23 protein-coding genes are annotated in these 21,234 nt (G+C 72.1%); 11 read left to right on the forward strand and 12 right to left on the reverse strand.

What is annotated here, in order from left to right:
* Positions 1 to 4 precede the first annotated feature (4 nt).
* Positions 5 to 1,498, reverse strand: a complete 1,494-nt coding sequence (locus AB0J46_RS25585) for an FAD-dependent monooxygenase (protein ID WP_364336091.1) — start codon at positions 1,496 to 1,498, stop codon at positions 5 to 7.
* 5 nt (positions 1,499 to 1,503) lie between these two features.
* Between AB0J46_RS25585 and AB0J46_RS25590 the strand changes: the two genes are divergently transcribed.
* Complete coding sequence (locus AB0J46_RS25590) at positions 1,504 to 2,358, forward strand: NAD(P)-binding domain-containing protein (protein ID WP_364336093.1); 855 nt, start codon at positions 1,504 to 1,506, stop codon at positions 2,356 to 2,358.
* 26 nt (positions 2,359 to 2,384) lie between these two features.
* Here the strand turns inward: AB0J46_RS25590 and AB0J46_RS25595 are convergent, their stop codons facing one another.
* The gene (locus AB0J46_RS25595) at positions 2,385 to 2,966 is read right to left on the reverse strand and encodes a TetR family transcriptional regulator (RefSeq protein ID WP_364336095.1); all 582 of its coding nucleotides are present in this window, start codon (positions 2,964 to 2,966) and stop codon (positions 2,385 to 2,387) included.
* Positions 2,967 to 3,074: 108 nt separating this feature from the next.
* Between AB0J46_RS25595 and AB0J46_RS25600 the strand changes: the two genes are divergently transcribed.
* The 4 genes from AB0J46_RS25600 to AB0J46_RS25615 all read left to right on the forward strand — a co-directional run bounded on the left by AB0J46_RS25600 (position 3,075) and on the right by AB0J46_RS25615 (position 6,281).
* Positions 3,075 to 3,470 (forward strand): hypothetical protein, encoded by a 396-nt coding sequence (locus tag AB0J46_RS25600; protein WP_364336096.1) that lies wholly within the window; start codon positions 3,075 to 3,077, stop codon positions 3,468 to 3,470.
* 223 nt (positions 3,471 to 3,693) lie between these two features.
* Complete coding sequence (rsgA, locus tag AB0J46_RS25605; RefSeq protein ID WP_364336098.1) at positions 3,694 to 4,770, forward strand: ribosome small subunit-dependent GTPase A; 1,077 nt, start codon at positions 3,694 to 3,696, stop codon at positions 4,768 to 4,770.
* An 89-nt stretch (positions 4,771 to 4,859) separates the two neighbouring features.
* Positions 4,860 to 5,372, forward strand: coding sequence for an N-acetyltransferase (locus AB0J46_RS25610; RefSeq protein ID WP_364336174.1), 513 nt, complete (start codon positions 4,860 to 4,862; stop codon positions 5,370 to 5,372).
* A 165-nt stretch (positions 5,373 to 5,537) separates the two neighbouring features.
* The gene (locus tag AB0J46_RS25615) at positions 5,538 to 6,281 is read left to right on the forward strand and encodes a glucose 1-dehydrogenase (protein ID WP_364336100.1); all 744 of its coding nucleotides are present in this window, start codon (positions 5,538 to 5,540) and stop codon (positions 6,279 to 6,281) included.
* Positions 6,282 to 6,316: 35 nt separating this feature from the next.
* Here the strand turns inward: AB0J46_RS25615 and AB0J46_RS25620 are convergent, their stop codons facing one another.
* The gene (locus AB0J46_RS25620) at positions 6,317 to 6,817 is read right to left on the reverse strand and encodes a hypothetical protein (protein ID WP_364336102.1); all 501 of its coding nucleotides are present in this window, start codon (positions 6,815 to 6,817) and stop codon (positions 6,317 to 6,319) included.
* Positions 6,818 to 6,918: 101 nt separating this feature from the next.
* Here AB0J46_RS25620 and AB0J46_RS25625 point away from each other — a divergent pair, with 101 nt between their 5' ends.
* On the forward strand, positions 6,919 to 8,250 hold the full coding sequence (locus AB0J46_RS25625) for a tetratricopeptide repeat protein (protein WP_364336104.1): 1,332 nt from the start codon (positions 6,919 to 6,921) through the stop codon (positions 8,248 to 8,250).
* Here the strand turns inward: AB0J46_RS25625 and AB0J46_RS25630 are convergent, their stop codons facing one another.
* Both AB0J46_RS25630 and AB0J46_RS25635 read right to left on the reverse strand, forming a co-directional pair.
* A complete protein-coding gene (locus AB0J46_RS25630; RefSeq protein ID WP_364336106.1) occupies positions 8,251 to 9,489 on the reverse strand; it encodes a DUF6596 domain-containing protein in 1,239 nt (412 codons plus the stop codon).
* Complete coding sequence (locus AB0J46_RS25635) at positions 9,486 to 9,719, reverse strand: hypothetical protein (protein WP_364336108.1); 234 nt, start codon at positions 9,717 to 9,719, stop codon at positions 9,486 to 9,488. Before AB0J46_RS25635 ends, AB0J46_RS25630 begins: the two co-directional genes overlap by 4 nt.
* Positions 9,720 to 9,810: 91 nt before the next feature.
* Here AB0J46_RS25635 and AB0J46_RS25640 point away from each other — a divergent pair, with 91 nt between their 5' ends.
* The 3 genes from AB0J46_RS25640 (at position 9,811) to AB0J46_RS25650 (ending at position 12,610) form a co-directional block, all read left to right on the forward strand.
* Complete coding sequence (locus tag AB0J46_RS25640; RefSeq protein WP_364336110.1) at positions 9,811 to 10,794, forward strand: AraC family transcriptional regulator; 984 nt, start codon at positions 9,811 to 9,813, stop codon at positions 10,792 to 10,794.
* Positions 10,795 to 10,892: 98 nt separating this feature from the next.
* A complete protein-coding gene (locus tag AB0J46_RS25645) occupies positions 10,893 to 12,116 on the forward strand; it encodes a styrene monooxygenase/indole monooxygenase family protein (protein ID WP_364336112.1) in 1,224 nt (407 codons plus the stop codon).
* The gene (locus AB0J46_RS25650) at positions 12,113 to 12,610 is read left to right on the forward strand and encodes a flavin reductase family protein (RefSeq protein WP_364336114.1); all 498 of its coding nucleotides are present in this window, start codon (positions 12,113 to 12,115) and stop codon (positions 12,608 to 12,610) included. The genes AB0J46_RS25645 and AB0J46_RS25650 overlap by 4 nt, the downstream gene beginning before the upstream one ends.
* Positions 12,611 to 12,627: 17 nt before the next feature.
* Here AB0J46_RS25650 and AB0J46_RS25655 read toward each other — a convergent pair whose 3' ends face one another.
* The 4 genes from AB0J46_RS25655 to AB0J46_RS25670 form a co-directional block, all read right to left on the reverse strand.
* Positions 12,628 to 14,250: an ABC transporter ATP-binding protein gene (locus AB0J46_RS25655; protein WP_364336116.1), complete on the reverse strand. Its 1,623-nt coding sequence runs from the start codon at positions 14,248 to 14,250 to the stop codon at positions 12,628 to 12,630.
* Positions 14,251 to 14,431: 181 nt separating this feature from the next.
* The gene (locus AB0J46_RS25660) at positions 14,432 to 14,863 is read right to left on the reverse strand and encodes a DUF402 domain-containing protein (RefSeq protein ID WP_364336118.1); all 432 of its coding nucleotides are present in this window, start codon (positions 14,861 to 14,863) and stop codon (positions 14,432 to 14,434) included.
* Positions 14,864 to 14,946: 83 nt separating this feature from the next.
* A complete protein-coding gene (locus AB0J46_RS25665) occupies positions 14,947 to 16,107 on the reverse strand; it encodes an alpha/beta hydrolase (protein WP_364336120.1) in 1,161 nt (386 codons plus the stop codon).
* Positions 16,108 to 16,405: 298 nt separating this feature from the next.
* Positions 16,406 to 16,909 (reverse strand): helix-turn-helix domain-containing protein, encoded by a 504-nt coding sequence (locus AB0J46_RS25670; protein WP_364336122.1) that lies wholly within the window; start codon positions 16,907 to 16,909, stop codon positions 16,406 to 16,408.
* A gap of 80 nt (positions 16,910 to 16,989) precedes the next feature.
* On the opposite strand from AB0J46_RS25670, the gene AB0J46_RS25675 reads away from it, so the two are divergent.
* Both AB0J46_RS25675 and AB0J46_RS25680 read left to right on the forward strand, forming a co-directional pair.
* The gene (locus AB0J46_RS25675; RefSeq protein ID WP_364336123.1) at positions 16,990 to 17,586 is read left to right on the forward strand and encodes a dihydrofolate reductase family protein; all 597 of its coding nucleotides are present in this window, start codon (positions 16,990 to 16,992) and stop codon (positions 17,584 to 17,586) included.
* Positions 17,580 to 18,416, forward strand: a complete 837-nt coding sequence (locus AB0J46_RS25680) for an MBL fold metallo-hydrolase (RefSeq protein ID WP_364336124.1) — start codon at positions 17,580 to 17,582, stop codon at positions 18,414 to 18,416. The genes AB0J46_RS25675 and AB0J46_RS25680 overlap by 7 nt, the downstream gene beginning before the upstream one ends.
* 68 nt (positions 18,417 to 18,484) lie before the next feature.
* On the opposite strand, the gene AB0J46_RS25685 is transcribed toward AB0J46_RS25680, so the two are convergent.
* The 3 genes from AB0J46_RS25685 to AB0J46_RS25695 all read right to left on the reverse strand — a co-directional run bounded on the left by AB0J46_RS25685 (position 18,485) and on the right by AB0J46_RS25695 (position 21,151).
* A complete protein-coding gene (locus tag AB0J46_RS25685; protein WP_364336126.1) occupies positions 18,485 to 19,471 on the reverse strand; it encodes an MBL fold metallo-hydrolase in 987 nt (328 codons plus the stop codon).
* A 253-nt stretch (positions 19,472 to 19,724) separates the two neighbouring features.
* Positions 19,725 to 20,087 (reverse strand): BBE domain-containing protein, encoded by a 363-nt coding sequence (locus AB0J46_RS25690; protein ID WP_364336128.1) that lies wholly within the window; start codon positions 20,085 to 20,087, stop codon positions 19,725 to 19,727.
* A gap of 158 nt (positions 20,088 to 20,245) precedes the next feature.
* The gene (locus tag AB0J46_RS25695; protein ID WP_364336130.1) at positions 20,246 to 21,151 is read right to left on the reverse strand and encodes an LLM class flavin-dependent oxidoreductase; all 906 of its coding nucleotides are present in this window, start codon (positions 21,149 to 21,151) and stop codon (positions 20,246 to 20,248) included.
* Positions 21,152 to 21,234: the final 83 nt, after the last annotated feature.

Consider the following 21,234-nt stretch of genomic DNA (forward strand, 5'->3'; position numbering starts at 1 on the left):
TCGTTCAGGGACGTTCACCGGCGGCGGGGGCGCCCGCCCACCGCGCCAGGGCGTCGGTGAGGCCGGAGACGTCGGTGACGGAACCGGCCCAGCAGACGTACCCGTCGGGCCGTACCAGGACGGCGTCCGCCCCGAGCTCCGCCTGCGCGTGCACCCGTCCGATCCTGGCCGACCACGGCCCGGCGGCCCGCGCGAACGCCGCCTCGTCGGCGGTCGTCAGCAGCAGGCCGCGTCCGTCGCGCAGCAGCCGCGCCACCCGGCCGGGCCCGGACGGCGTCACCAGGTCGAGGTCGGGGACGCGGCTTCCCAGCAGGTGGTGGCGTCGGCCGGGCAGGTCGTAGCGGACGTCCAGCCCTGAGATCATGCCGGCGACGATCCGGTTGGCCTCGGGCACCCGCACGAGCTCCTCGACGATCTCCCGCAGGGCCAGGTTCTCCTCCTCGGGCACGATCAGCACCGCCTGCGCCCGGGTGTTGGCCAGCACGCGCGCGGCCACCGGATGCCGTTCGGCGTGGTAGCTGTCGAGCAGCCCCTCGTGCGCCCACCCGCCGATCTCGGCCGCCAGCTTCCACCCCAGGTTGAACGCGTCCTGCAACCCGAGGTTGAGCCCCTGCCCGCCCATGGGCGAGTGGATGTGCGCGGCGTCCCCGGCGAGCAGGACCCGGCCGTGCCGGTACCGTTCGACCTGCCGCGAGGCGTCGGTGAACCGGGACGCCCACCGGACGCCCGTCAGCCGGACCCCCGGGCCGAACTCGTTGCGCAGCGCCCGCTGCACCTCCTCCTCGGTGATCGGGGTGTCGCGGGACAGCGCCTGCTGCTCGGCCCCGTAGAACAGGAACCGGTGCACGCCATCGCCGATGGGGGCGATGTAGCCCTTGCCGGTCTTGTCGGGCGTCATGACGGGCAGCGTCCAGGTCTTCGGCACGGCGCCGTCCGGGTCGGAGATCGTGATGTCGGCGACCACCGAGAGCAGCCTGCCGTCCAGGCCGGGAAAGCCGACGCCCAGCAGCTCGCGGACGGTGCTGCGGCCGCCGTCGCAGCCCACCAGGTACCGCGCGGTGACCCGCGACCCGCCGCCCGCGGGCCCGAGCAGGGTCGCCTCGACCCCGTCGGCGTCCTGCGACAACGCGGTCACCTCGTGCCCGCGCAGGACCTGGACGCCCAGCTCGCCGAGCCGCTCCTCCAGCAGCGCCTCGACGCGCCCTTGGGGGATGCCGATCGAGTACGGATGCCGGGTGTCCCAGGCGGTGTAGTCCAGTCGGAGCCCGGCGAAATGCCCGCCGGGCACCCGCTGGATCGCCCGGTCCATGAGGGGTTCGAGGAGACCGCGTAACTCCAGCGCCTCCGCGGAGCGGGGCTGGATGCCGAGCGCCTTGGACTGCCCGCTGCGCCGGGGAAGCCGTTCGACGACCACGGTCGCCACCCCTGCCAGGCCCAGCTCGGCGGCGAGCATGAGCCCGGTCGGCCCGGCTCCGACGACGATCACATCGACGTTCATCACGGATGCTCCGTTCGACAGGGATCGGCGATGAGGCCGCCGACCGCTGCGCCGACGCTAACGGCGAGGGTGCCGGTTCCCGCAACGATAGTCACCGCGCCGACGACCGCCTCGCCGTGGAGAGCGCCGCCGGGCTCTGGCACGCCCGCATCGTCGTCAGCGCCACGGGCACCTGGTGGCGGCCGTACGTGCCGTACTATCCCGGCATCCGCGACTTCCGCGGCGAGCAGGTGCACACCGCCGGCTACCGCGGCCCCGAGCCCTTCCGCGGCCGCCGGGTGCTGGTCGTCGGCGGCGGCAACTCCGCCGCGCAGATCCTCGCCGACCTCTCGCGGGTCACCGAGGTCGCCTGGGCGGCGTCGCGCCCGCCCCGGCTGATGCCCGACGAGCTGGACGGCCGCGCCGTGTTCGCCCTCACCGCCCGCCGCTACCGGGCCGTCCTGGCCGGGCGGGACCCCGGGGACATCCCCGACCTGGGTGACATCATCGCCGTCCCGCCCGTGCGCGAGGCCCGTGACCGGGGTGTGCTCAAGGCCGAGCCCATGTTCACCCGGATCACCCCCGACGGGGTGACGTGGTCCGACGGCAGCGCGGCGGCCTTCGACGCCATCGTGTGGGGCACCGGCTTCCGTCCCGCTCTCCACCACCTGGCTCCGCTGCGGCTGCGCGGCCCCGGCGGCGTGATCGCCACCGAGGGCACCCGCGTCCTGGCCGAGCCCCGCCTGCACCTGCACGGCTACGGCGACTGGACCGGCCCCGCCTCCGACACCCTCATCGGCGCCGGCCACAACGCCCGCCACCTCGCCGCCGAGATCGTCACCCAGCTGCGCTCCGGGCCGCCGCGCCGGCGCCCCGCGTAGTCTCATCGGCCGAGCGGGCAGCCGATCTAGGTGCGGTTCAGGCCGGCTTCCAGGTGTGCCAGTGCGGTGTCGATCTCAGCCGGGCCGTCCAGGCCGGGGTCGTGGGCCCACTGCATCCAGACCATGGCCACGATCCCGAAGACCGCGCCGACCGCGTCGCGTACGCGCGGGTCGTCAGGAGCACAGCCGGCCTTGTCCGCCACGAGCCGGCGGACCTCTGCGATCAAGCCGGGACTCCTGCGCACGTTGGCGGCCAGCAGCTCAGGCACGGTGACCGCGAACACCTCCCGCGCGCGCCCGGCGGCGATCTCCTCCGGCGACAGGGACGCGAAGGCGGCGCGGAAGGCCCCCCGTAGCAGGGGGACGGGGGCGCTCGGCGGCTGAGCGGCCAACGCCTCGGTGAGAGGCGGGAAGCGGTCGAGGACGACCAGATGCTCCTTGGTCGGGAAGTAGCGGAAGAAGGTGGCCGGAGAGACTTCGGCGGCCTCGGCGATCATTTCGGTGGTGGTGGCGTGGTAGCCCCGCTCACGAAAGAGCCTGAACGCCTCGCGCAGGATCGTCTCCCGTGTCCTGGCCTTCTTGCGTTCGCGCAGCCCGCCCTCTCCCATGCGGGACACTCTACCGAAGCGATAATGAGAGTGGTCTATCAAACGAGGGTGTACTCTCAAAAATCCCCTGAAGTCCGATCGGGGCGAACACGCCCCAGGACCGCACGCATGGAGGCTCTTCACCATGGGCGACGACATCACCACCCCAACGGCGCCACCGGGCTGGTCGAATGCGTGATGTGCGGCGCCGACGAGGCGCTCCCCGCGCTGATGCGGCGTTATGCCACCTACTTCGGGCAGGCGTGCGGCGGCCGTCCGCACGTCTTCGACCGGGCGGACGTCACCGTCGTCACTGCCTCGACGCTCGGCGACCTGCTGCCTGGTGAGCAGCCCGCGGCCCTGCCCGCGTTCGTCGCCTGCACGGTGTCGGTGCGTGACATCACCGCCACGCGACAGCACCTGCGCGACAACGACGTGCCAGTAAGCGTGACCGGCCGCCAGGAGATCTTCGTGCCCGCCGGGGCCGCGTCGGGCACCGCGATCATCTTCCGCCAGGAAGAGTGAGTCCCAGTGTCCGGACGGATGCTAGGCTGCCGTTCGTTCGGTACTGGATCTGTGTGGAAGGGAGGTGAGGTTCGATGACCGCGGTGAAGACCGCTGCCCCGTGCAGCGCCCGGACCAACCTCACGTCCCGGGCCCCGGTCTGACCCACTTCCTCTCCCTGCCATGAATCAGGCGGGGTGACGTCCACGTCTCGTCGGGGCCCCTTCTCCGCAAGGGTCTCACGTTGTCACACACGTACACCGATCCATCCGGCCTGTCCCGGTACGGATGGACCGGCGCACTCGACCGAACCTTCACCGAACACTACGAAGCGGGCCTCGTCCCGGCCCGGATCTCCCGGGTCGACCGCGGCCTGTGCACGGCGGTCACCGCCGAGGGCCCGACGCGGGCCACGTTCGCCGCGCCGCACCCGCCCGACCCGCTGCTGACGCCGTGCACCGGCGACTGGGCCGCGCTGCGCCCCGGCGCCGAGCCGCACCTGGTGGCGCTGCTGCCGCGGCACAGCGCGATCGTGCGTTCGTCGGCGTCCAGGTCCTCGCATGGACAGGTGCTGGCCGCCAACGTCGACACGGTGCTCATCGCCCTGTCCCTGGCCACGCCGCTGGACGCGGCCAAGCTGGAACGGCTGCTCGCCCTGGCCTGGGAGAGCGGGGCGCAGCCGGTGATCGTCCTGACCAAGGCGGACCTGGCCCACGACGCCGGGGCCGTCCACGACGAGGTCGAGGCGCTGGCGCCCGGCGTGGACGTCCTCGTCACCAGCGTCGCCACCGGTCGTGACATCGACGTGCTGGCCGCGCTGGTGCGCGGCACCACCGTGCTGCTCGGCCCCTCGGGCGCGGGCAAGTCCAGCCTCGGCAACGCGCTGCTCGGCGCGGAACTGCTGGCCACCGGCACGGTGCGGGCGCAGGACGGCAAGGGCCGCCACACCACGGTCCGCCGCGAGCTGCTCCCCCTGCCGGGCGGCGGGGTCCTCATCGACACGCCCGGCCTGCGCGGGATCAGCCTGCACGACGCCGCCGACGGCCTGGAGCAGGTCTTCGCCGAGATCGAAGAGCTGGCCGCGCTCTGCCGATTCACCGACTGCGCCCACGACACCGAGCCGGGATGCGCGGTCCAGGCCGCCATCCAGTCGGGTGAGCTGTCCGGACGCCGCCTGCGCAGCTACCGGAAGCTGCAACGGGAGAACGCCTGGGCGGCCTCGCGGACCGACGCCCGGCTGCGCGACGAGCGCGTCAACCACAAGAAGGCCATCACCGGTCACCTGCGTGCCACCTACAGGTTCCGGGACCGGCAGTCATGACCGGCCGCACCCGCCGCCCGTCCGTTCCGTCCGCCACGAACACCGGCCAGGTCCCGCATCCGCAGAAGGACAAGGAGACGAACCCGATCATGACCTCTTCCTGGATCACCCGTCCCGAGAACGCCGCCGACGCCGCCGCCGTCCGCGAGATCAACCTCTCGGCCTTCCCCGGCCCGCACGAGGCCGACCTCGTCGAGGCGCTGCGGGCCGACCCGCAGGCATGGCTGCCCGGCCTGGCCTGGCTGGCCGAGGCTCCCGGCGGCGAGCTCGCTGGATACGCGCTGCTCACCCGCTGCCACGTCGGCGACTCCCCCGCCGTCGCCTTGGGCCCGTGCGCCGTCCGGCCCGGACGCCAGCGACAGGGGGCGGGTTCCGCCGCCATCCGCGCCGCCCTGGACGCGGCCCGTGAGCAGGGCGAGAACCTGGTGGTCGTGCTCGGTCACGCCGAGTACTACCCGCGGTTCGGCTTCACCCCGGCCTCCGGGTTCGGCATCCGGCCGCCGTTCGAGGTCGAGGACAAGTACATGATGGCGCTCGCCCTCGACCCCGAGCGGCCGGTCCCGAACGGCGTCATCCGCTACGCGGCGGCGTTCGGCGTCTGATCACCCGCTTCTCGCCCGCGGCGTACGGCCCTCAGCACGGCTGGGGGCCGTACGGCCGAGCAGGCCGGAAATTCCCTCCGGCCCGGACGTCGAGACCGGCGCCGCCGCTCCGACTCCGCTGTGACCGGCTCCCAGCAGGGGAGCCGCCGACGGCAGGGAGTCGACATGGGGACGCTGGAGAACAAGAACGCCCTGGTGACCGGCGGATCGCGGGGAATCGGGCGGGCGATCGTGGTGCGGCTGGCCCGCGAGGGCGCGGCGGTGCTGTTCACCTACCACCGCGACCGGGCGGCGGCCGAGGCGGTGGTGGCCGAGGTGACGGCCTTCGGCGGGCGGGCGATCGCCGTACGGGCGGACCAGGGGCGCCTGGAAGACCTCAAGCACCTCTTCGGCGAGCTCGACCGGCGCCTGGGCGGTCTGGACGTGGTGGTCAACAACGCGGCGATCAATCCGATGGGAGACATCCGCGACGCCGTCGAGAGCGACTTCGACGAGGTGATGGCGGTCAACACCAAGGGCCCGTTCTTCGTCATGCAGGCCGCCGCGGAAAGGCTCGGTGACGGCGGACGGATCGTCAACATCTCCTCCAGCGGCGCGGCGGCGGGCCTGGCCCTGTACTTCGCCAGCAAGGCGGCGCTGGAGTCGATCACCGCGGTCGCGGCCCGAGAGTTCGGCCCCAGGGGCATCACGGTCAACAGCGTCTCCCCCGGCGCCACCGACACGGACATGATGCGCGCCGCCGCCGGTGAGCACCTGGAGCAGGCCATCGAGCACACCGTGGCCCTGACACCGCTGCAACGGCTGGGACGTCCGGAGGACATCGCCAACGTCGTCGCCTTCCTGGCCGGGCCCGACGCCCAATGGATCACCGGCCAGAACCTGCGCGTCTCCGGCGGCCTGGTGATCTGACCGGCGGCGGCGAGCCGTCCCGCCGGGGCGTCGCGTCAGGCAGTGGGTTCCAGGGACTCGTCGTACGGTTCCAGAGGCCGGGCGCCGAGCACGCACCCGGCCGGCACGTACGGCAGGCACGCCTGCACGCCGGCGACCTCCTCCTCGCCGATCGACCAGTCCATGGCGGCCGGGCCCGTGTCCATGAGGATCGCCTCCATGAAGTCGTTCCAGCGTCCGTACGAGCTGAGCAGGACCAGGTCGTCCGGCACGTCCAGGTCCAGGACGACGTAACGGGCGTACTCCTCCTCGGTCTGCGGGCAGAGCAGGGACTCGGCGGTCACGGCCACCATGGCGTCGCGGGTGTCCGGGCCGGGCCACGCCCACACCGGCGGACGCCCCCGGCAGTCGAGGCCCCGCCTGGCCATCTCCCCCACCATCGCCTCGTACACCGGCCGGTACGACGGGATCGACAGGCGGGCCCAGTCGCCGGCCAGTTCGCCGCCGGTCTCCAGGTTGACCAGGACCGCCCGGTGCTGCACCGTCCACAAACGCATCCGACGATTGTGGCAGGACCGGCCGCCGCGACCGGGTGTATCGCGGGCGTATCGAAAAACGCATACGTCACGGCAACAGCCGTCTCCCTTGACTGGGGGGCATGGAAAGGGAGAAGGCTTCGGCCGATGACGGGAGATGGGACCGGCGTTCGCTGTTCAGGGGGGCCGCCGTGCTGGCCGGCGCCGCCGCGACGGCGCCGCTGCTGGACGGGGCGGCCACGGCGCTGGCCGAGGGCGGCGACGCCGACGCGCTGTTCAAGGCCGGGAAGTTCGAGCAGGCCGGCCGCGCGTACGAGGAGATCCTGAAGAAGGACCCCGGGAACCTGCACGCGGCCCGCCGGCGCGGCCATGTCGCGCTGCTGTCCAACCGGTTCCCCGAAGCCGAGAAATATCTCAAGACGGCCGTCCGCCTGGCGCCCGCCGACAAGGAGGCCAACGAGCTCCTGGGCGACTGCTACATCCGGCAGGACAAGTTCGCCCTCTCCGTTCCGTGCTGGAAGGCGGCCGGCGCGGAGGACTACGCCAAGTGGTTCGCGGCGATCAGCGGGGAGGCGTACCAGATCAAGGGCGACGTCGGCCGGGTGCGGTTCCTGCAGATGGACCCGCGGCCGCTGGTGGAGGCCTCGGTCAACGGCGGACCGGCGAAGCGCTTCACGTTCTACACCGGCGCCCCGAACCTGAGCCTGACCGCGTCGGCGGCCAAGGAGGCCGGGCTGAAGGCCGTCGTCAGCCAGCAGACCGACTTCGAGGGCACGCCCATCTGGGTGCACTACGGGGTGCTGGACTCCTTCAGGCTGGGCGGCATCGAACTGCGCAACGTCCCCGTGGGCTGGTCGTCGACGGAGTCGGGCGCGGACGTCGGCACCGACGGCGACGGCCTGATCGGCACGTGGGTCTTCTACCACCTGCTGACCACGTTCGACTACGCGGGCCGGCACCTCATCCTGCGCCGCCGCACCCCCGAGACGGCCGCGAAGGCACGCGCCGCCGCGGCGCGGGCGGGCGCCGAGCCGCTGCCGATGTGGCTGGCCCGTGACCACGACGTGCACAGCGTGGGCAGCATCGCGGGGTCCGGCCCGCGGGTGGTGGGCGTGAACCTCGGCGGGGTCGGCGAGATCGCCGCGGGCATGCCGGGAGAGGTGGCCGGACGTCTGGGGGTCCGGATCGACCACGAGCGCCCGATCGAGACGTTCGCCCACAGCCACCCGACCGTCACCCACCCCTGCTACCCGGAGGAGATCCGCCTCGGCGACGCCGTCGCGCAGCGGGTCTACTGCGAGGCGGACCCGAACATGCCGGTCAACGTGCCCTGGCCCTACGGGTCGGGCTTCGACGGGATCGGCCACTTCGCCCACTGCTTCTTCAAGCCCTACAACCTCACCCTCGACTTCACCGACATGAAGCTCTACATCGCCCGCGGCAAGGCCGCCTGATCACCCTGGCAGCAGCCGGTCGCGGCGGCGGGTCAGGGAGGCGGTCTCGGCGGTGTTGCCGGCCAGGTCGATGGCCCGGTCGTAGGCGGCGCGCGCCTCCTGGCCGCGGCCCAGCCGGCGCAGCAGGTCGGCGCGGGTGGCGTGGTAGGCGTGGTACCCGGCCAACCTGTCCCCGAGACGGTCGACGGCCGCCAGCGCCACCTCGGGCCCGTCCAGCTCGGCGACCGCGACGGCCCGGTTGATCGCGACGATCGGCGAGGGGTCCAGGCGGACGAGCTGGTCGTACAGGGCGAGGACCTGCGACCAGTCGGTGTCGCGCATGTCCCGGGCGGAGGTGTGCACGGCGTTGATCGCCGCGAGGATCTGGTAGCGGCCCGGCGCCACCCCGGCGGCGGCCGCGGCCAGGCGCTCGCGCACCAGCCGGTGCCCCTCGGCGATCAGCGCCGCGTCCCAGACCCCGCGGTCCTGCTCGTCGAGCGCGACCAGCTCGCCGCCGGCCGAGAGCCGGGCGGGGCGGCGGGCCTCGATGAGCAGCATCAGCGCCAGCAGCCCGGCCACCTCGCCGTCGCCCGGCATGAGAGCACGGATCAGGCGGGTGAGCCGGATCGCCTCGGCGGTCAGCTCGTGCCGTACGGGATCGGTGCCGGGGCCGGTCGCCAGGTAGCCCTCGTTGAACACCAGGAACAGCACGGCGAGCACGCCGGAGACGCGCGCCGGGAGATCTTCGGCGGACGGCACCCGGTAGGGAATGCGCGCCGCCTTGATCTTGGCCTTCGCCCGGGTGATCCGCTGCCCCACGGCGCTTTCCTGGGCCAGGAAGGCGCGGGCGATCTCGGGCATGGTCAGGCCGGCGACCAGGCGCAGCGTCAGCGCCACGCGGGCCTCCATCGCCAGCGCGGGATGGCAGCAGGTGAAGATCAGCCGGAGCCGGTCGTCGTCGATGGCGCCGGCAGGCTCGGGTGGGTCGTCGTGGGACATCTGAGCCTTCCTGTGCTTGTCGTCGCGCTTGCTCTCGCGCCGGATCCGGTCGATGGCCTTGCGGTTGGCGGTGGTGGTCAGCCAGGCGCCCGGGTTGGGCGGCACGCCGTCGGCCGGCCACCGCTCGACGGCGGTCGCGAACGCCTCGGCCGCCGCCTCCTCGGCGATGTCGAGGTCACCGAAGCGCCTGGTCAGGGCGGCGACCACCCGGGCCCACTCCTCGTGGTGGGCCCGGGCGACCGCCTCTCGGACGTCGGTCACAGGAACGGTCGCACCTCGACCTTGCGGTTGCAGTGCTTCGACCCGTCGGTGACCATCGCCTCCGCGCCCCGGTTGTCGATGACGGTGGCCGTGGCGGGCGCGGCGAGGCCGCCGGCGAAGACCCAGTGGCCCTGGGACCGGAGGCGCTCGTTGAACACGTCGATCGCCGCGTGCTCCTCCGGGGTGGCCGAATTGGTCCTGTCGTCGATCACTGAGATCAGGTATCGCATGTGAAGATCGTCTCCTGTGGGGTCAAGGCGGCGGATCTCTTGTACGTACTTTTACCTGGAACGCCGAGGGCGGGACGCCCGATCATCTGGTGTGCTCCTCAGCAACCGTGCCGTCTTCGCCAGCTCCGACCTCGACGAGGTCCGCGGCGAGGTCGCCAAGGTGTTCTGCCCGCACCGGCTGGACCTGGCCGGGGACGCGGACCTGCTGTCGGCCCGGTTCAACTCCGTGCAGCTCGGCTCGGTCCGCGTCAGTTACCTCGACTACGGGGCCGACGTGCACATCGAGCCGGGCGACCTCGACACGTTCTTCCTGGTCATGATCCCGCTCGCCGGACGCAGCCTGATCCGCGCCGGCGACGAGGAGGTCGTCTCCTCCCCGTCCCTGGCCTCGCTGCCCTCGCCGACCCGCCACCTCGACATGCGCTGGGCCGCCGGCTGCCCGCAGTTGCTGGTCAAGTTCGAGCGCACGGCGATCGAACGCGCGCTGGAGCAGATGCTCGGCGAGCCGCTCGACGGCCCGGTCGTCTTCGACCTCGCCATGGATCTGACGACGGGCTGGACCCGCTCCTGGCGCGACATGGCCGACCTGCTGGTCAGGGAGGCCGAGCGGGACGACGGGCTGGCCGGCCACCCGCTGGCCGTCGCCCATCTGGAGAACGCCCTGATCACCCTGCTGCTGACCATGCAGCCCTCCAACTACCTGGACCGGCTGACCGCTCCCAGGCCGCCCGCGCTGCCGAAGGTGGTGCGCCGAGCGATGGAGTTCATCGAAGGGCACGCCCACCTGCCGCTGAGCACCACGGACATCGCCGGCGCCGTCGCGGTCAGCAGCCGCTCCCTGCAGGAGGGTTTCCGCGCGCATCTCGGGCTGTCCCCGATGGCCCACCTCAGGCAGGTGCGGCTGACGCGCGTGCACGACGAGCTCAGGACGGCCGACCCGGCCAGGGCCACGGTGACCGCGGTGGCCGCCCGATGGGGATTCCTGCACCAGGGACGATTCGCCGCCCAGTACCGCGAGAGGTACGGGCAGCCGCCGTCGGAGACGTTGCGCAGAGGTCCCGCGTCAGGCGGATGAGATCCGCGCTCAGCGGATGGCACGGGCGCACGCGCCGCCCGTACCGTTCTTGTCAGGCGCCGATCAGATCCTCCACACCACACCAGAAGGACACCACCATGCGCGACATCCTCATCGTCGGCGCCGGCCAGGCCGGTCTCCACCTGGCCATCGGCCTGCTCCAGCACGGTTACGACGTGACCGTGGTCTCCAACCGCACCCCCGAGTCCATCCGCGACGGCCGGGTGATGTCCGGCCAGGCCATGTTCGGCACCGCGCAGGCCCACGAGCGCGAGCTCGGCCTCGACTGGTGGGCCGACGTCTGCCCGCCCATCGAGGGCATCGCGCTCACGGTCCCGAGCCCGGAGGGCGGCAAGGCCCTCGACTGGGCGGCGCGGCTGGACGTCCCCGCCCGCTCGGTCGACCAGCGGCTGAAGATGCCGGCCTGGCTGGGCGAGTTCGAGCGGCTCGGCGGCAAGCTCGTCCTGCACGACGCCACCCCCGACGACCTGGAGAGCTACGCGGCCCGGTACGACCTGGTCCTGGTCGCCGCGGGCAAGGGCCAGATCGCCTCGCTCTTCGAACGCGACCCCGCCCGCTCCCCCTACGCCACCCCGCAGCGCGCGCTGGCCGTCACCTACGTCAACGGCCTCACCCCCCGTCCCGGTCACTCGGCGGTCTGCTTCAACCTGCTGCCCGGCGTGGGCGAGTACTTCGTCTTCCCCGCGCTCACGCACACCGGCCCCTGCGACATCATGGTGTTCGAGGGCGTCCCGGACGGCCCCATGGACTGCTGGGGCGACGTCCGCGGCCCCGCCGAGCACCTGGCCCGCAGCCGCCGGATCCTGGAGACCTTCTTCCCGTGGGAGGCCGAGCGCTGCGCCGGCGTCGAGCTCACCGACGCCGGCGCGGTGCTGACCGGCCGCTTCGCCCCCACCGTCCGGCGTCCGGTGGCCGTGCTGCCCTCCGGCGCGCCGGTGCTCGGCGTCGCCGACGTCGTGGTGCTCAACGACCCGATCACCGGGCAGGGCAGCAACAACGCCGCCAAGTGCGCCGCCACCTACCTGCGGGCCATCGTGGAACGCGGCGACCGGCCGTTCGACGCCGACTGGATGCGGCAGACCTTCGACCTGTTCTGGACGCAGGCCCAGCACGTCACGAACTGGACCAACGCCCTGCTCGCGCCGGCCGAGCCGCACCACCTGGCGCTGCTGGGCGCCGCCGGTCAGCGCCCGGAGATCGCCTCCCGCTTCGTCAACGGCTTCGACGACCCGGCCGACTACGCCGAGTGGTTCATGGACGCCGGCCGTGCCGAGACCTATCTGGGCAGGGTGACGGCATGAGATCGCTCCGTGACGCCTTCGGGCAGTTCGCGACCGGGGTGGCGGTGATCACGACGGTGACCGCCGACGGGGAGCGGGCCGGTGTGACCGTCAACTCCCTCACGTCGGTCTCGCTCGATCCGGCGCTGCTGCTGTGGTGCCTGTCGAACCGGGCGCCCAGCGCACCGCTCTTCCTGCGGGCCGGGCGGTTCGCCGTCAACGTCCTGGCCGCCGACCAGGGCCACCTGTCCAGCCGCTTCGCCACCCCCGCGGCCGACAAGTTCGCCGGGGTGGAGCTGCTCGGCACGCCGCTGCCCATCCTCGCCGGGACGCTGGCCAGCTTCGTCTGCCGCACCGAGCGCGTCCACGACGGCGGCGACCACCACATCCTCGTCGGAGCGGTGGAACGCTTCCAGCGGGCCGGGGGCGAGCCGCTCGTCTTCCACTCCGGCCGGTACCGGGAGTTCTGGCCCGAGATGAGCGCCGGCGAGGGCCGCGTGGCCAGCCACGCGTGACGGCCACCGGGGGGTTGTCAGTCCTGCGCGGACGCCGCGGCCACGGCCGGCTGGCCGGACCGGTCCTCCGCCCGGAGGACCGGCACGCCCGGCAGGCCGCCCGCTAAGGGCGCGAGCCGTGCCAGGAGTTCCACAACCCCTGATAGACCCCGCCGGCCTCGACCAGCTCGTCGTGCGCGCCGACCTCCACGACGCGGCCGCCCTCCATCACCACCACCCGATCCGCGTCCCGCGCCGTGTGCAGCCGGTGCGCGATGGCGATCACCGTGCGTCCGTCCAGCACCGCCGCCAGCGACCGTTCGGCGCGCCGGGCCGTACGTGGGTCGAGCATGGCGGTCGCCTCGTCGAGGACGACGGTGTGCGGGTCGGCCAGGATGACCCGGGCCAGGGCGAGCTGCTGCACCCGGTCGGGGCCGGGTTCGCCGCCGGAGGAATGCGGGCCGAGCTCGTCGTCCAGCGAGGCCACCCAGTCGGCGCCGACCGCCGCGAGGGCCTTCTCCATCCGGTTGTCGTCGGCCGTGGGGTCGGCCCTGCAGGACCTCGCGCAGCGTGCCGGTGAACAGCGCGGCGTCGTGGTCGGCGATCAACGACGTGCCGTCGAATCCGCCGAGGCTCTCCAGCAGCGCCGCACTCTCCTCGGGACGGGCGCTGACCAGCCCCACGAAGCTTCCCGGCGTGATCTCCAGTTCGGTGGAGCGGGGCCGGTCGCCGGGCCGCAGCGCGAGGAAGCGGGTGACCTGCCGGGCCGAGACCAGGCCGTGGCTGATCTGGAAGCTGCCCTCGATGAAGAAGGACACCGGGACCACGAGCATGGCGATGTATCCGTACACGCCGACCAGCTCCCCCACCGTGATCGTGCCTTCCGCGGCCAGCCTGGCGCCCAGCCAGGTCACCGCGGCCAGGAACAGCGCCGGCAGCCCGACGCCCAGCGCGCCGATCCAGCTCGTCAGCGACGCCACCCGGTACCCCTGCTCGCGCAGGCGCGCCGAGTCGGCGAGGTGACGCTCGGCGTAGGCGCCCTTGCCGCCGAACGCGTTGAGCACCCGCAGCCCCTCGATCAGGTCCACCAGCCGGGCGGTCAGCCTGCCCTGGCTCTCGCGGTAGCCGTTCTGCACCTTCATCAACCGCCCGAGCAGCGGCCCCAGCACGATCCCCAGCACCGGCACGCCGAGCAGCACCACCACGGCCAGCACCACGGAGACCTGCAGCAGCAGCGCCGCCACCACCCCATAGCTGATCACCGCGCCGACCCCCGGGCCGGTCACCGTCAGCGCGGCGGCGATCGTGATGACGTCGCCGATGCCGATCGTCACGACCTCGCCTGCCGAGGTGCGCCTGTTCAGGTCCGCGCCGAGCGTGTTGATCTGCTCCACCAGGGCGCGCACCGTGCGGAAGTTGGCGTCCATCCGGATCTTGGTCATCGTGCGGTGCCGCATCATCGCCAGCCAGGCGTTGACGAGGCCGGCGCCGAGCAGCGCCAGCACCCAGCCGGGCGCCAGGTCGTCGTCGATCGCCCTCGACAGCAGGTACGGCGGAAGCGTGAGGCCCACCGTCCACAGGGTGCCCAGCGTCGCGCCCAAGGCGACCCGGCCCTTCTGCGCCCACGCCAACCAGCACAAATACCGAGCAGCCGCCTTCATGGCGATCACGCTAGACCATGGCCGTACCGGCCTGCCGGCGGGGTTCCTCCGCGGCGGCGCGGTCGTTTCGGGGCCGAGGACGCCTTGGTTCAGCCCTGCGCGACGTCGAAGGGCGGCAGGTCGGCCAGGTCCGAAATGGCTGCGGGCGGGAAGTCCGGCCACGAGTCCGGCGGATCCTGGTTCAGGTTGCGCAGATGCCTGTCGATGAAACGCTGGTGTCGCGCAGCACCCTGGCCGTGGTGGCGGCGTCGATGACGCCGTCCCGCAGCGCGTCGGCGAGCTCGTCGAGGTCCAGGACCTCGTAGCGGGGTCCGGCCGGGGGCACGACGATGTCCACGTAGAGGTCGCGGACCGTCAGCCGGTTCGGGCTCGCCTCCTCCACCTCGACCAGGTCGATGTACCACCCGCCTTCGAGTGCGTCCACGAAGGTGACCGGCCTCCGGATCTGCACCCCTTCGTCGGCGATCACGAAGCAGCGATCGGTCGTGGGACGGCCGGGAACCCGCCAAGGGGGAAGGATCTCGACGTCGTAGGCCACGATGTTGTCGCCGGTTCGGACGCCGGAGCACCATTGCCCGGTGCGGTGGTGGACACGTACCTCTTCAAGAGTCACGAATCGCAGTATGACCGCGCCGGGACGGCAGGGCTGCTCCGACTGCCGTGCGTGGTCACCGGTCCGGAGCGCAGGCGTTCACGTCAGCAGTTCTTGGCCGGCGGCGCGCAGAACAGGACCTCGGGATATCGCTTGGAGGGCTTGTTCAGCAGGGGTTGCGGCCGGCCGCGCAGGTGCAGGTCGAAGAAGGCGGCGACGTACCTGCGGGTGAGGTCCAGCGAGCGGGTTCCCTTCAGCCCGCTGCCGAGGTCGACGCCGAGCTGCTGGAGCAACATGTCGTAGTCGGTGAACGACGGGTGCAGCGCCCCCTTCACCACCAGCCAGCGTTTCCACCCGGTCAGGCGTTCCCAGTCGCGTTGCCAGGTGCCGTCGTTCGAGGGGGCGCCCATCAGCATGAACGGCCGCGCCAGTCCGCCGTCGGCGATCGGGAGGAACAGGCTGCCGTCCATGTTGATCCCCGCGCGTACCCGGGCGTCCTGCAGCATGGTCTCCGGGACGGCGGCGCCGCCGATGGACTGGCCCGCCATCGCGATCCGGGCCGGATCGATCAGGGCGCCGCCCTTCCACGCGGGCTGCGGGCCGGTCAACCGGTCGAGCACGAAGCGCGTGTCGATCGCCCGGCTTCTGATCACCCTCTGGCCGAAGTCGTCGTCGTTGACGTTCGCGCAGGCGGCGCAGGTGGCGATCCGCCCGTCAGGGAAGGTGGTGGCGAAGTTCTCGTAGGTGTGGTCGATGCCGGCGACCACGTACCCCCGGCTCGCCAGGTCCTCGGCCAGGCCCGTGAGCGAACTGCGCGGCCAGGTGAAGCCGGGCGACAGCACCACGAGCGGCAGGCTGCGCCGGCGTCCCGAGGGCTCGGCGTCTTCGAGGGCGTTCGTACGGGTGCGGCTCAGCCCGTCCGGCGGGACGTCCTCCAGTTCCTTGATCCCCGATCCCTTCAGGAGCAGCTCCGACTCCTTGGGGGTGACGTACGGCGCTCGCCGCCCGGCCTGCGCACCCGTCGGGTACCACAGGGAGACCATGAGCTCCCTCGTCCTGGCCGCGGGGACCCACGGGTCGGGGCGGGCGGCGTCGGTCAGGTGCAGGGACGTCGTGCCGACGCGGTGCGGGCCGGCCGGCTTCGGGAGATACGGCGTACCGGGTGCCGCGGCGGCGGCGGGTGTCCCGGCGAGGGAGGCCGTGAGGGCGAGCAGCCCGGCCACGGCGGCCACGAGGACGGGCCTTCTGGGGTTGTCGTGTGCCATGCAGTTGATCTTGCGGTTCCGGGTCGATGCCGACATCGGCCACGAGTCCACAACCCCCTCGGCCGAACGGCTGATCTTGCCCCCGTCCATGGATGCGGACGTTCCGGCGTCCGACCCAGGACGGCTGCACGCCACGGCCCAGCCGGTGCCATTCGAGCAGGGCGACCTCGCGCAGTTCCCGGCCGACGAACGACTCCAGCCGATCGACAGCTCATCTCAGCCGCCGACCGGCAAGCGCGGCCAAGCGCGGCCCGTGGTGCTCGCGGACGGCTCGCGAGCGGTTGTCGAGGTGGTGCGGTCACCGTTGGCCGACGTGATCTTGCGGGGCGGCCGGGGCGCGGGCGGCGTCGAGGCGTTCGAACGGGCCGGGGCCGTCGTGCGGCTTCGGCGGGGCGTCGAGGTGGCGGACGCGCAGCTCGTCCATGAGCTCCTCGACGAACGCCGGGCCCTCGTCCCGCATGGCCTGCTGCCGGTTCCGGAGGTCGTCGCTGCCCGGACGCCAGTCGAGGCCCCAGTTCCCGAGGGCGTAAATGATCGGAAGGGTCCGGATGCCGGCTTCGGTGAGGCTGTAGCGGGCGCGCTGACCTCGCGCTGCGGTGCCGCGGGCGAGGATCCCCGCCTCGACGAGCCGCACGAGGCGGTCGGCGAGGATGTTCGAGGCGATGCCCTCGATCGACCCGGTGAGCAGCGCCCGGAAATGGCGGCGGTCGTGGAAGATGACGTCGCGCAGCACGAGCAACGTCCAGCGATCTCCGAGCACCTCGACGGCGGCGTTGATCGGGCATCCGGACCGTGGTTCCACGATTCCTCTCCTCCTTGACAGGGTTTTCGCTCCTCCTATAGTAGTTGCAAACTGCAAGCACTTTTTCCGAGGAGGAGCTGATGGGTCGCTTCGTCTACTCGATGCAGGTGTCCCTCGACCTGCGGATCGAGCAGGTTCCGGGGGACGCCGGCGCCGGCGAATGGCTGCGTGTCGACGAGGAACTGCACCGCGCGGCCAACGCGCAGATGCGGGCGCTCGCGCTCATGGTCCACGGCCGGGTCTACTACGAGGTCATGGAGGAGTACTGGCCACGGGCGGGCGAGGACACGTCGTTGCCGGACTACATGCGTGAGTACGGCGAGATGTGGACCGCCAAGCCCAAGGTGCTCGTCTCCCGCACGCGCCGCAGCGCCGCTCACAACACCCGGATCATCGGCGGCGACGACGCGATCGAGCAGCTCGCCGCCCTGCGCGCCGAGACCGACGGCAGCATCAGCGTGGGCGGCGCGACGCTCGCGACGCAGCTGCTCCGGGCCGGGCTGCTGGACGAGTTGCTGCTCTTCACCCACCCCGCGATCCTCGGCTTCGGCAGGCCGCTGTTCGACGACTACGACCTGCCGATCGACCTCGACCTGCTGGAGCAGCGAACGTTCGAGCAGGGCGTCACCATGCATCGCTACGCCGTCCGGGACGCGAAGGAGGCGAGCTCGTGCTGAAGCAGGTCGCGGAGGGCGTGTGGGTCCACGAGAGCGAGTTCGTGCAGAGCAACGCCGTAGCGGTGCGGGGCCGGGCCGGGGTGCTGCTCATCGACCCCGGGGTGACCGGCGCCGAGCTCGACTGCCTCGCGCACGACCTCGCCGAATCAGGCCAGCCCGTGGTGGCGGGGTTTTCCACCCATCCGGACTGGGATCACCTGCTCTGGCACGCCCGGCTCGGCGACGCGCCCCGTTACGGCACGGCGCGCTGCGCGGCCACCGTCAGGGAGCAGCTGCCGGACGAAGCCGCGAAGGCCCGCGTCGCCGACCACCTGCTGGAGACGGAGATCGCCGGCCAGGTACCCATGGACCTGCTCGGCCTCATCACCGGCCTGCCCGCCGGAACCACGCAGATCCCCTGGGACGGCCCCGAGATCCGGATCATCGAGCATCAGGCACACGCCCCCGGCCATGCGGCGCTGTTGATCGAGGACCGCGGGGTTCTCGTCGCCGGCGACATGCTGTCCGACGTCCTGGTCCCGATGCTCGACCTGGACGGCACCGCCGACCCGATCGAGGACTACCTCACCGCGCTCCGGCTGCTGGAGGACGTGGCGGGCGGCGTTGACGTCGTCGTCCCCGGCCATGGTTCCGTCGGCGGGTCCGACCAGGTGAAGGCGCGGATCGCGCAGGATCGGGCGTACGTGCTCGGGTTGCGGAACGGCCACGTCTCCGCCGATCCGCGGATCGGCCCGGCGGCCGAACCGGGCTGGGAGTGGGTGAGCAGCGTGCACGAAGGGCAGCTCCAGAGCCTCGCCGGAAGAAGCGAGGGCGACGGGACGTCCCGCTAGCGAGTGCCCACAGGCCGCCGGAGCCCCGGGGCCACGGGCGAGCGGGGATCTGTGCGGGCGGGCGCCGGTCAGCAGCAGGCGGGGGCCGGTCGGCCGCGTGCGGCGGACGTCTCCTCGTCCTGGGCGATGCGGCCGCGCATCATGACCTCCATGACCTTCATGAAGCGCTGCGTCCTGGCCCGGCCGATGACGAACGGGTTGGCCGCGCCCGTCGTTCCGGCGCGCAACTGCTCGATGCGAGTCAGGCCGTCGTCTACGCCGCCGTGGTTGGTCAGCTCGACCACCACCCCCGCCCGCCGCATCGTGGCGGCGAAGGCGAGCACGGAGGCCAGGGTGGTGCGCTTGTCGGCGGTCGCGGCGGGCGGGTTGGTGCCGCCCCAGAACATCGCGGTGTGCCGCCGTCCCCTCCAGTGCACGGGGAAGATCGACGAGACGGTGCCGGGCGTGTGCCCGGGCGTGTGGTGGAAGGCGATGGTGGTGCCGCCGACGGTGAGCTTCTGGCCGTCGGCGATCTCCAGGTCGCGTTCGGGCGCGTTCGCGGGACGTCCGGCGGCGATGAGGTCCCAGTCGCTCCGGCTCATCATGACGCGGGCGCCGTAGCGGTCGGCGAGGAACTGGGCGCCGCCGAAGTGATCGGCGTGGCCGTGGGCGACCACCACGTACTTGATCTGGGCGGGGTCCGCGCCCACGGCGCGCAGCCCCGGGACGATGATCTTCTCGGCGTCGTCCGGGGAACCCATCGCGTCGATGAGAACGATGCCCCCTGAGGTGAACAGCGCCGTGGCCTGCACGAAGGTGGTGCCCACCACCGCCACGTCGTCGAAGATGCGCAACGGGCCGAGGGGCTTCGGCTCCGGCATCGTGAGGTCGGGCGCGAGCGCCTTGACCAGGGCCCGCAGGACCGGGTCGTCCCCGGCCAGCGCGGCCGCGCGGTCGTAGTAGTGCTGAGCACGCCTGGGGGCGGTGGCGGCTTCGGCCGGGCGGCCGGCCAGCGGGAGGAGGGCCGCGGCGGCCAGCAACGCACGGCGGGATGGGACGGACTGCCCGAAGGACATGGTCGAACACCTGCTCTTTCACGGGCACAGATCCTGATCCGATCGGCCCAGAGGGACGTCGATGCCGGTCCAGCAGATCAGAACAGATCTTGTGGCGTCCAATACCGGTATGGGACGCCGGGCGATTGCGGAGTGAATATCGCTGCTGTTCCGGCAGGCGGACGATCGCCGTCGCCATCGGAAACTCCGGCGCATCCCCGTTCGCCGACTGCGGGCTCGGCCGCAGCCTCCTGAAGGACCTCGACAAACCGTTTCAGCCACGACCCCCTTCGGCCGCCGGCGGGATGTTGTGGTTGAAGCGGAACATGTTGCCGGGGTCGTGGGCCGTCTTGACGGCGACCAGCCGCTCGTACGCCTCCGATGTGAACGCCTGCCGCACGTCCTCCGGATCGGTGTGGGCGACGCCCGCCATGAAGTTGAGCGTGCGCATCCCGCTGTTCCATGGGGCGAGGGTCTGGACGACCCGGTCGTGCCCGGCGTGGACGGCCTCGTCCTCGCCGATGCCGAGGACACCGGCGGAGTACAGCTGGAACTGGGCGGCGGTGCGCGCGACCGCGTTCGGCAGGCGCGGCGGCCGGGTGGTGGACGACGGAGCGGTCGAAGCCCTCCGCCTCATCGGTGTACCCCGGGTCGCCGGGGAGGAGGACCGCACCCTTGACGCTGTCGGCGAGTCCCATCACCGCCCCGGCGGTCAGAGCGGGGCCACCCGTCGGCTGGGTCTGCTCGATCACCGGCATGTCCTCACGTGTCGTCGTTCAGGTGGCGCGGTCCAGGTCAGCCCGTGGTGAACTCGAAGGTCGGGTTCCGCCGGGCCCCCACCCGCTCCAGCGCCTCGGCCAGCAGGTGGACCTGGTCCAGGGAACTGCTGACCGGGTAGAGCACCAGGTCGTCGACGCCCGCGTCCGACAGCGCGATCAGCTCCTTGAGCAGGCGTTCGTCGGAGTCGAGCGAGTCGGCGCGGACCGACTCGTAGTACGGCGACTCCTTGGACCCGTAGTAGTGGGCCACGTAATCGTCGGTGAGCCGGACGGCCTCGGGACCGCAGCAGAAGTAGCGGCCGGTGAGGATGTGCGGCCTGCCGGGCCGCTCAGCCGTGGCCCATGCCTCGGTGACGCCTTGGACGCCGTTCACCAGCAGGTCCAGGCCCAGTGTCGGCGCCACCCAGCCGTCGCCGAAGCGGGCGGCGCGGGCATAGCCCGCGGGGATCAGGCCACCGATGAGCAGCTTGGGACGGCCCTCGCCGGGCAGCGGCGTCGGGCCGGAGATGCTGGTGACCTCACCGTCCCAAACGCGGCGCATTTCGGTCAGGGTGTCGTCGAAGAGCTTGCCGTGGCCCTTGTCGGGAGCGCCGCTGAGGGCGAAGTCGTCCGGCCAGCCCCCGATGCCCAGGCCCGCCGTGAGCCGGCCCTGCGAGATCAGGTCGACGGTGGCGAGCTGCTTGGCGAACAGGATCGGGTTGCCCCGCCATCCGACGTTCAGCACGCTGGTGAACAGCTGGACGCGCTCGGTCACCGCCGCGGCGATGCCGAGGGCGACCAGCGGGTCCAGGATGTCGTAGACCAGGCGGTCGATGGATCCCAGGGAGTGGAAGCCGAGGTGCTCGCTGTCCTCCGCCCACTGCTTGACCTCCCGCGCAGGACGTCCTGGAACGGCGATCGGCAGACCGATTCCAATGTTCACGAGCACTCCGTCTCAACCAGATCTCACTTGGGCACAACGATCCGGACGGTCCATTTCCGGCCGTCCTCATACGCCCGCCGAGG

It is taken from the genome of Nonomuraea sp. NPDC049758 (genome assembly GCF_040674635.1).
Lineage (GTDB): Bacteria > Actinomycetota > Actinomycetes > Streptosporangiales > Streptosporangiaceae > Nonomuraea.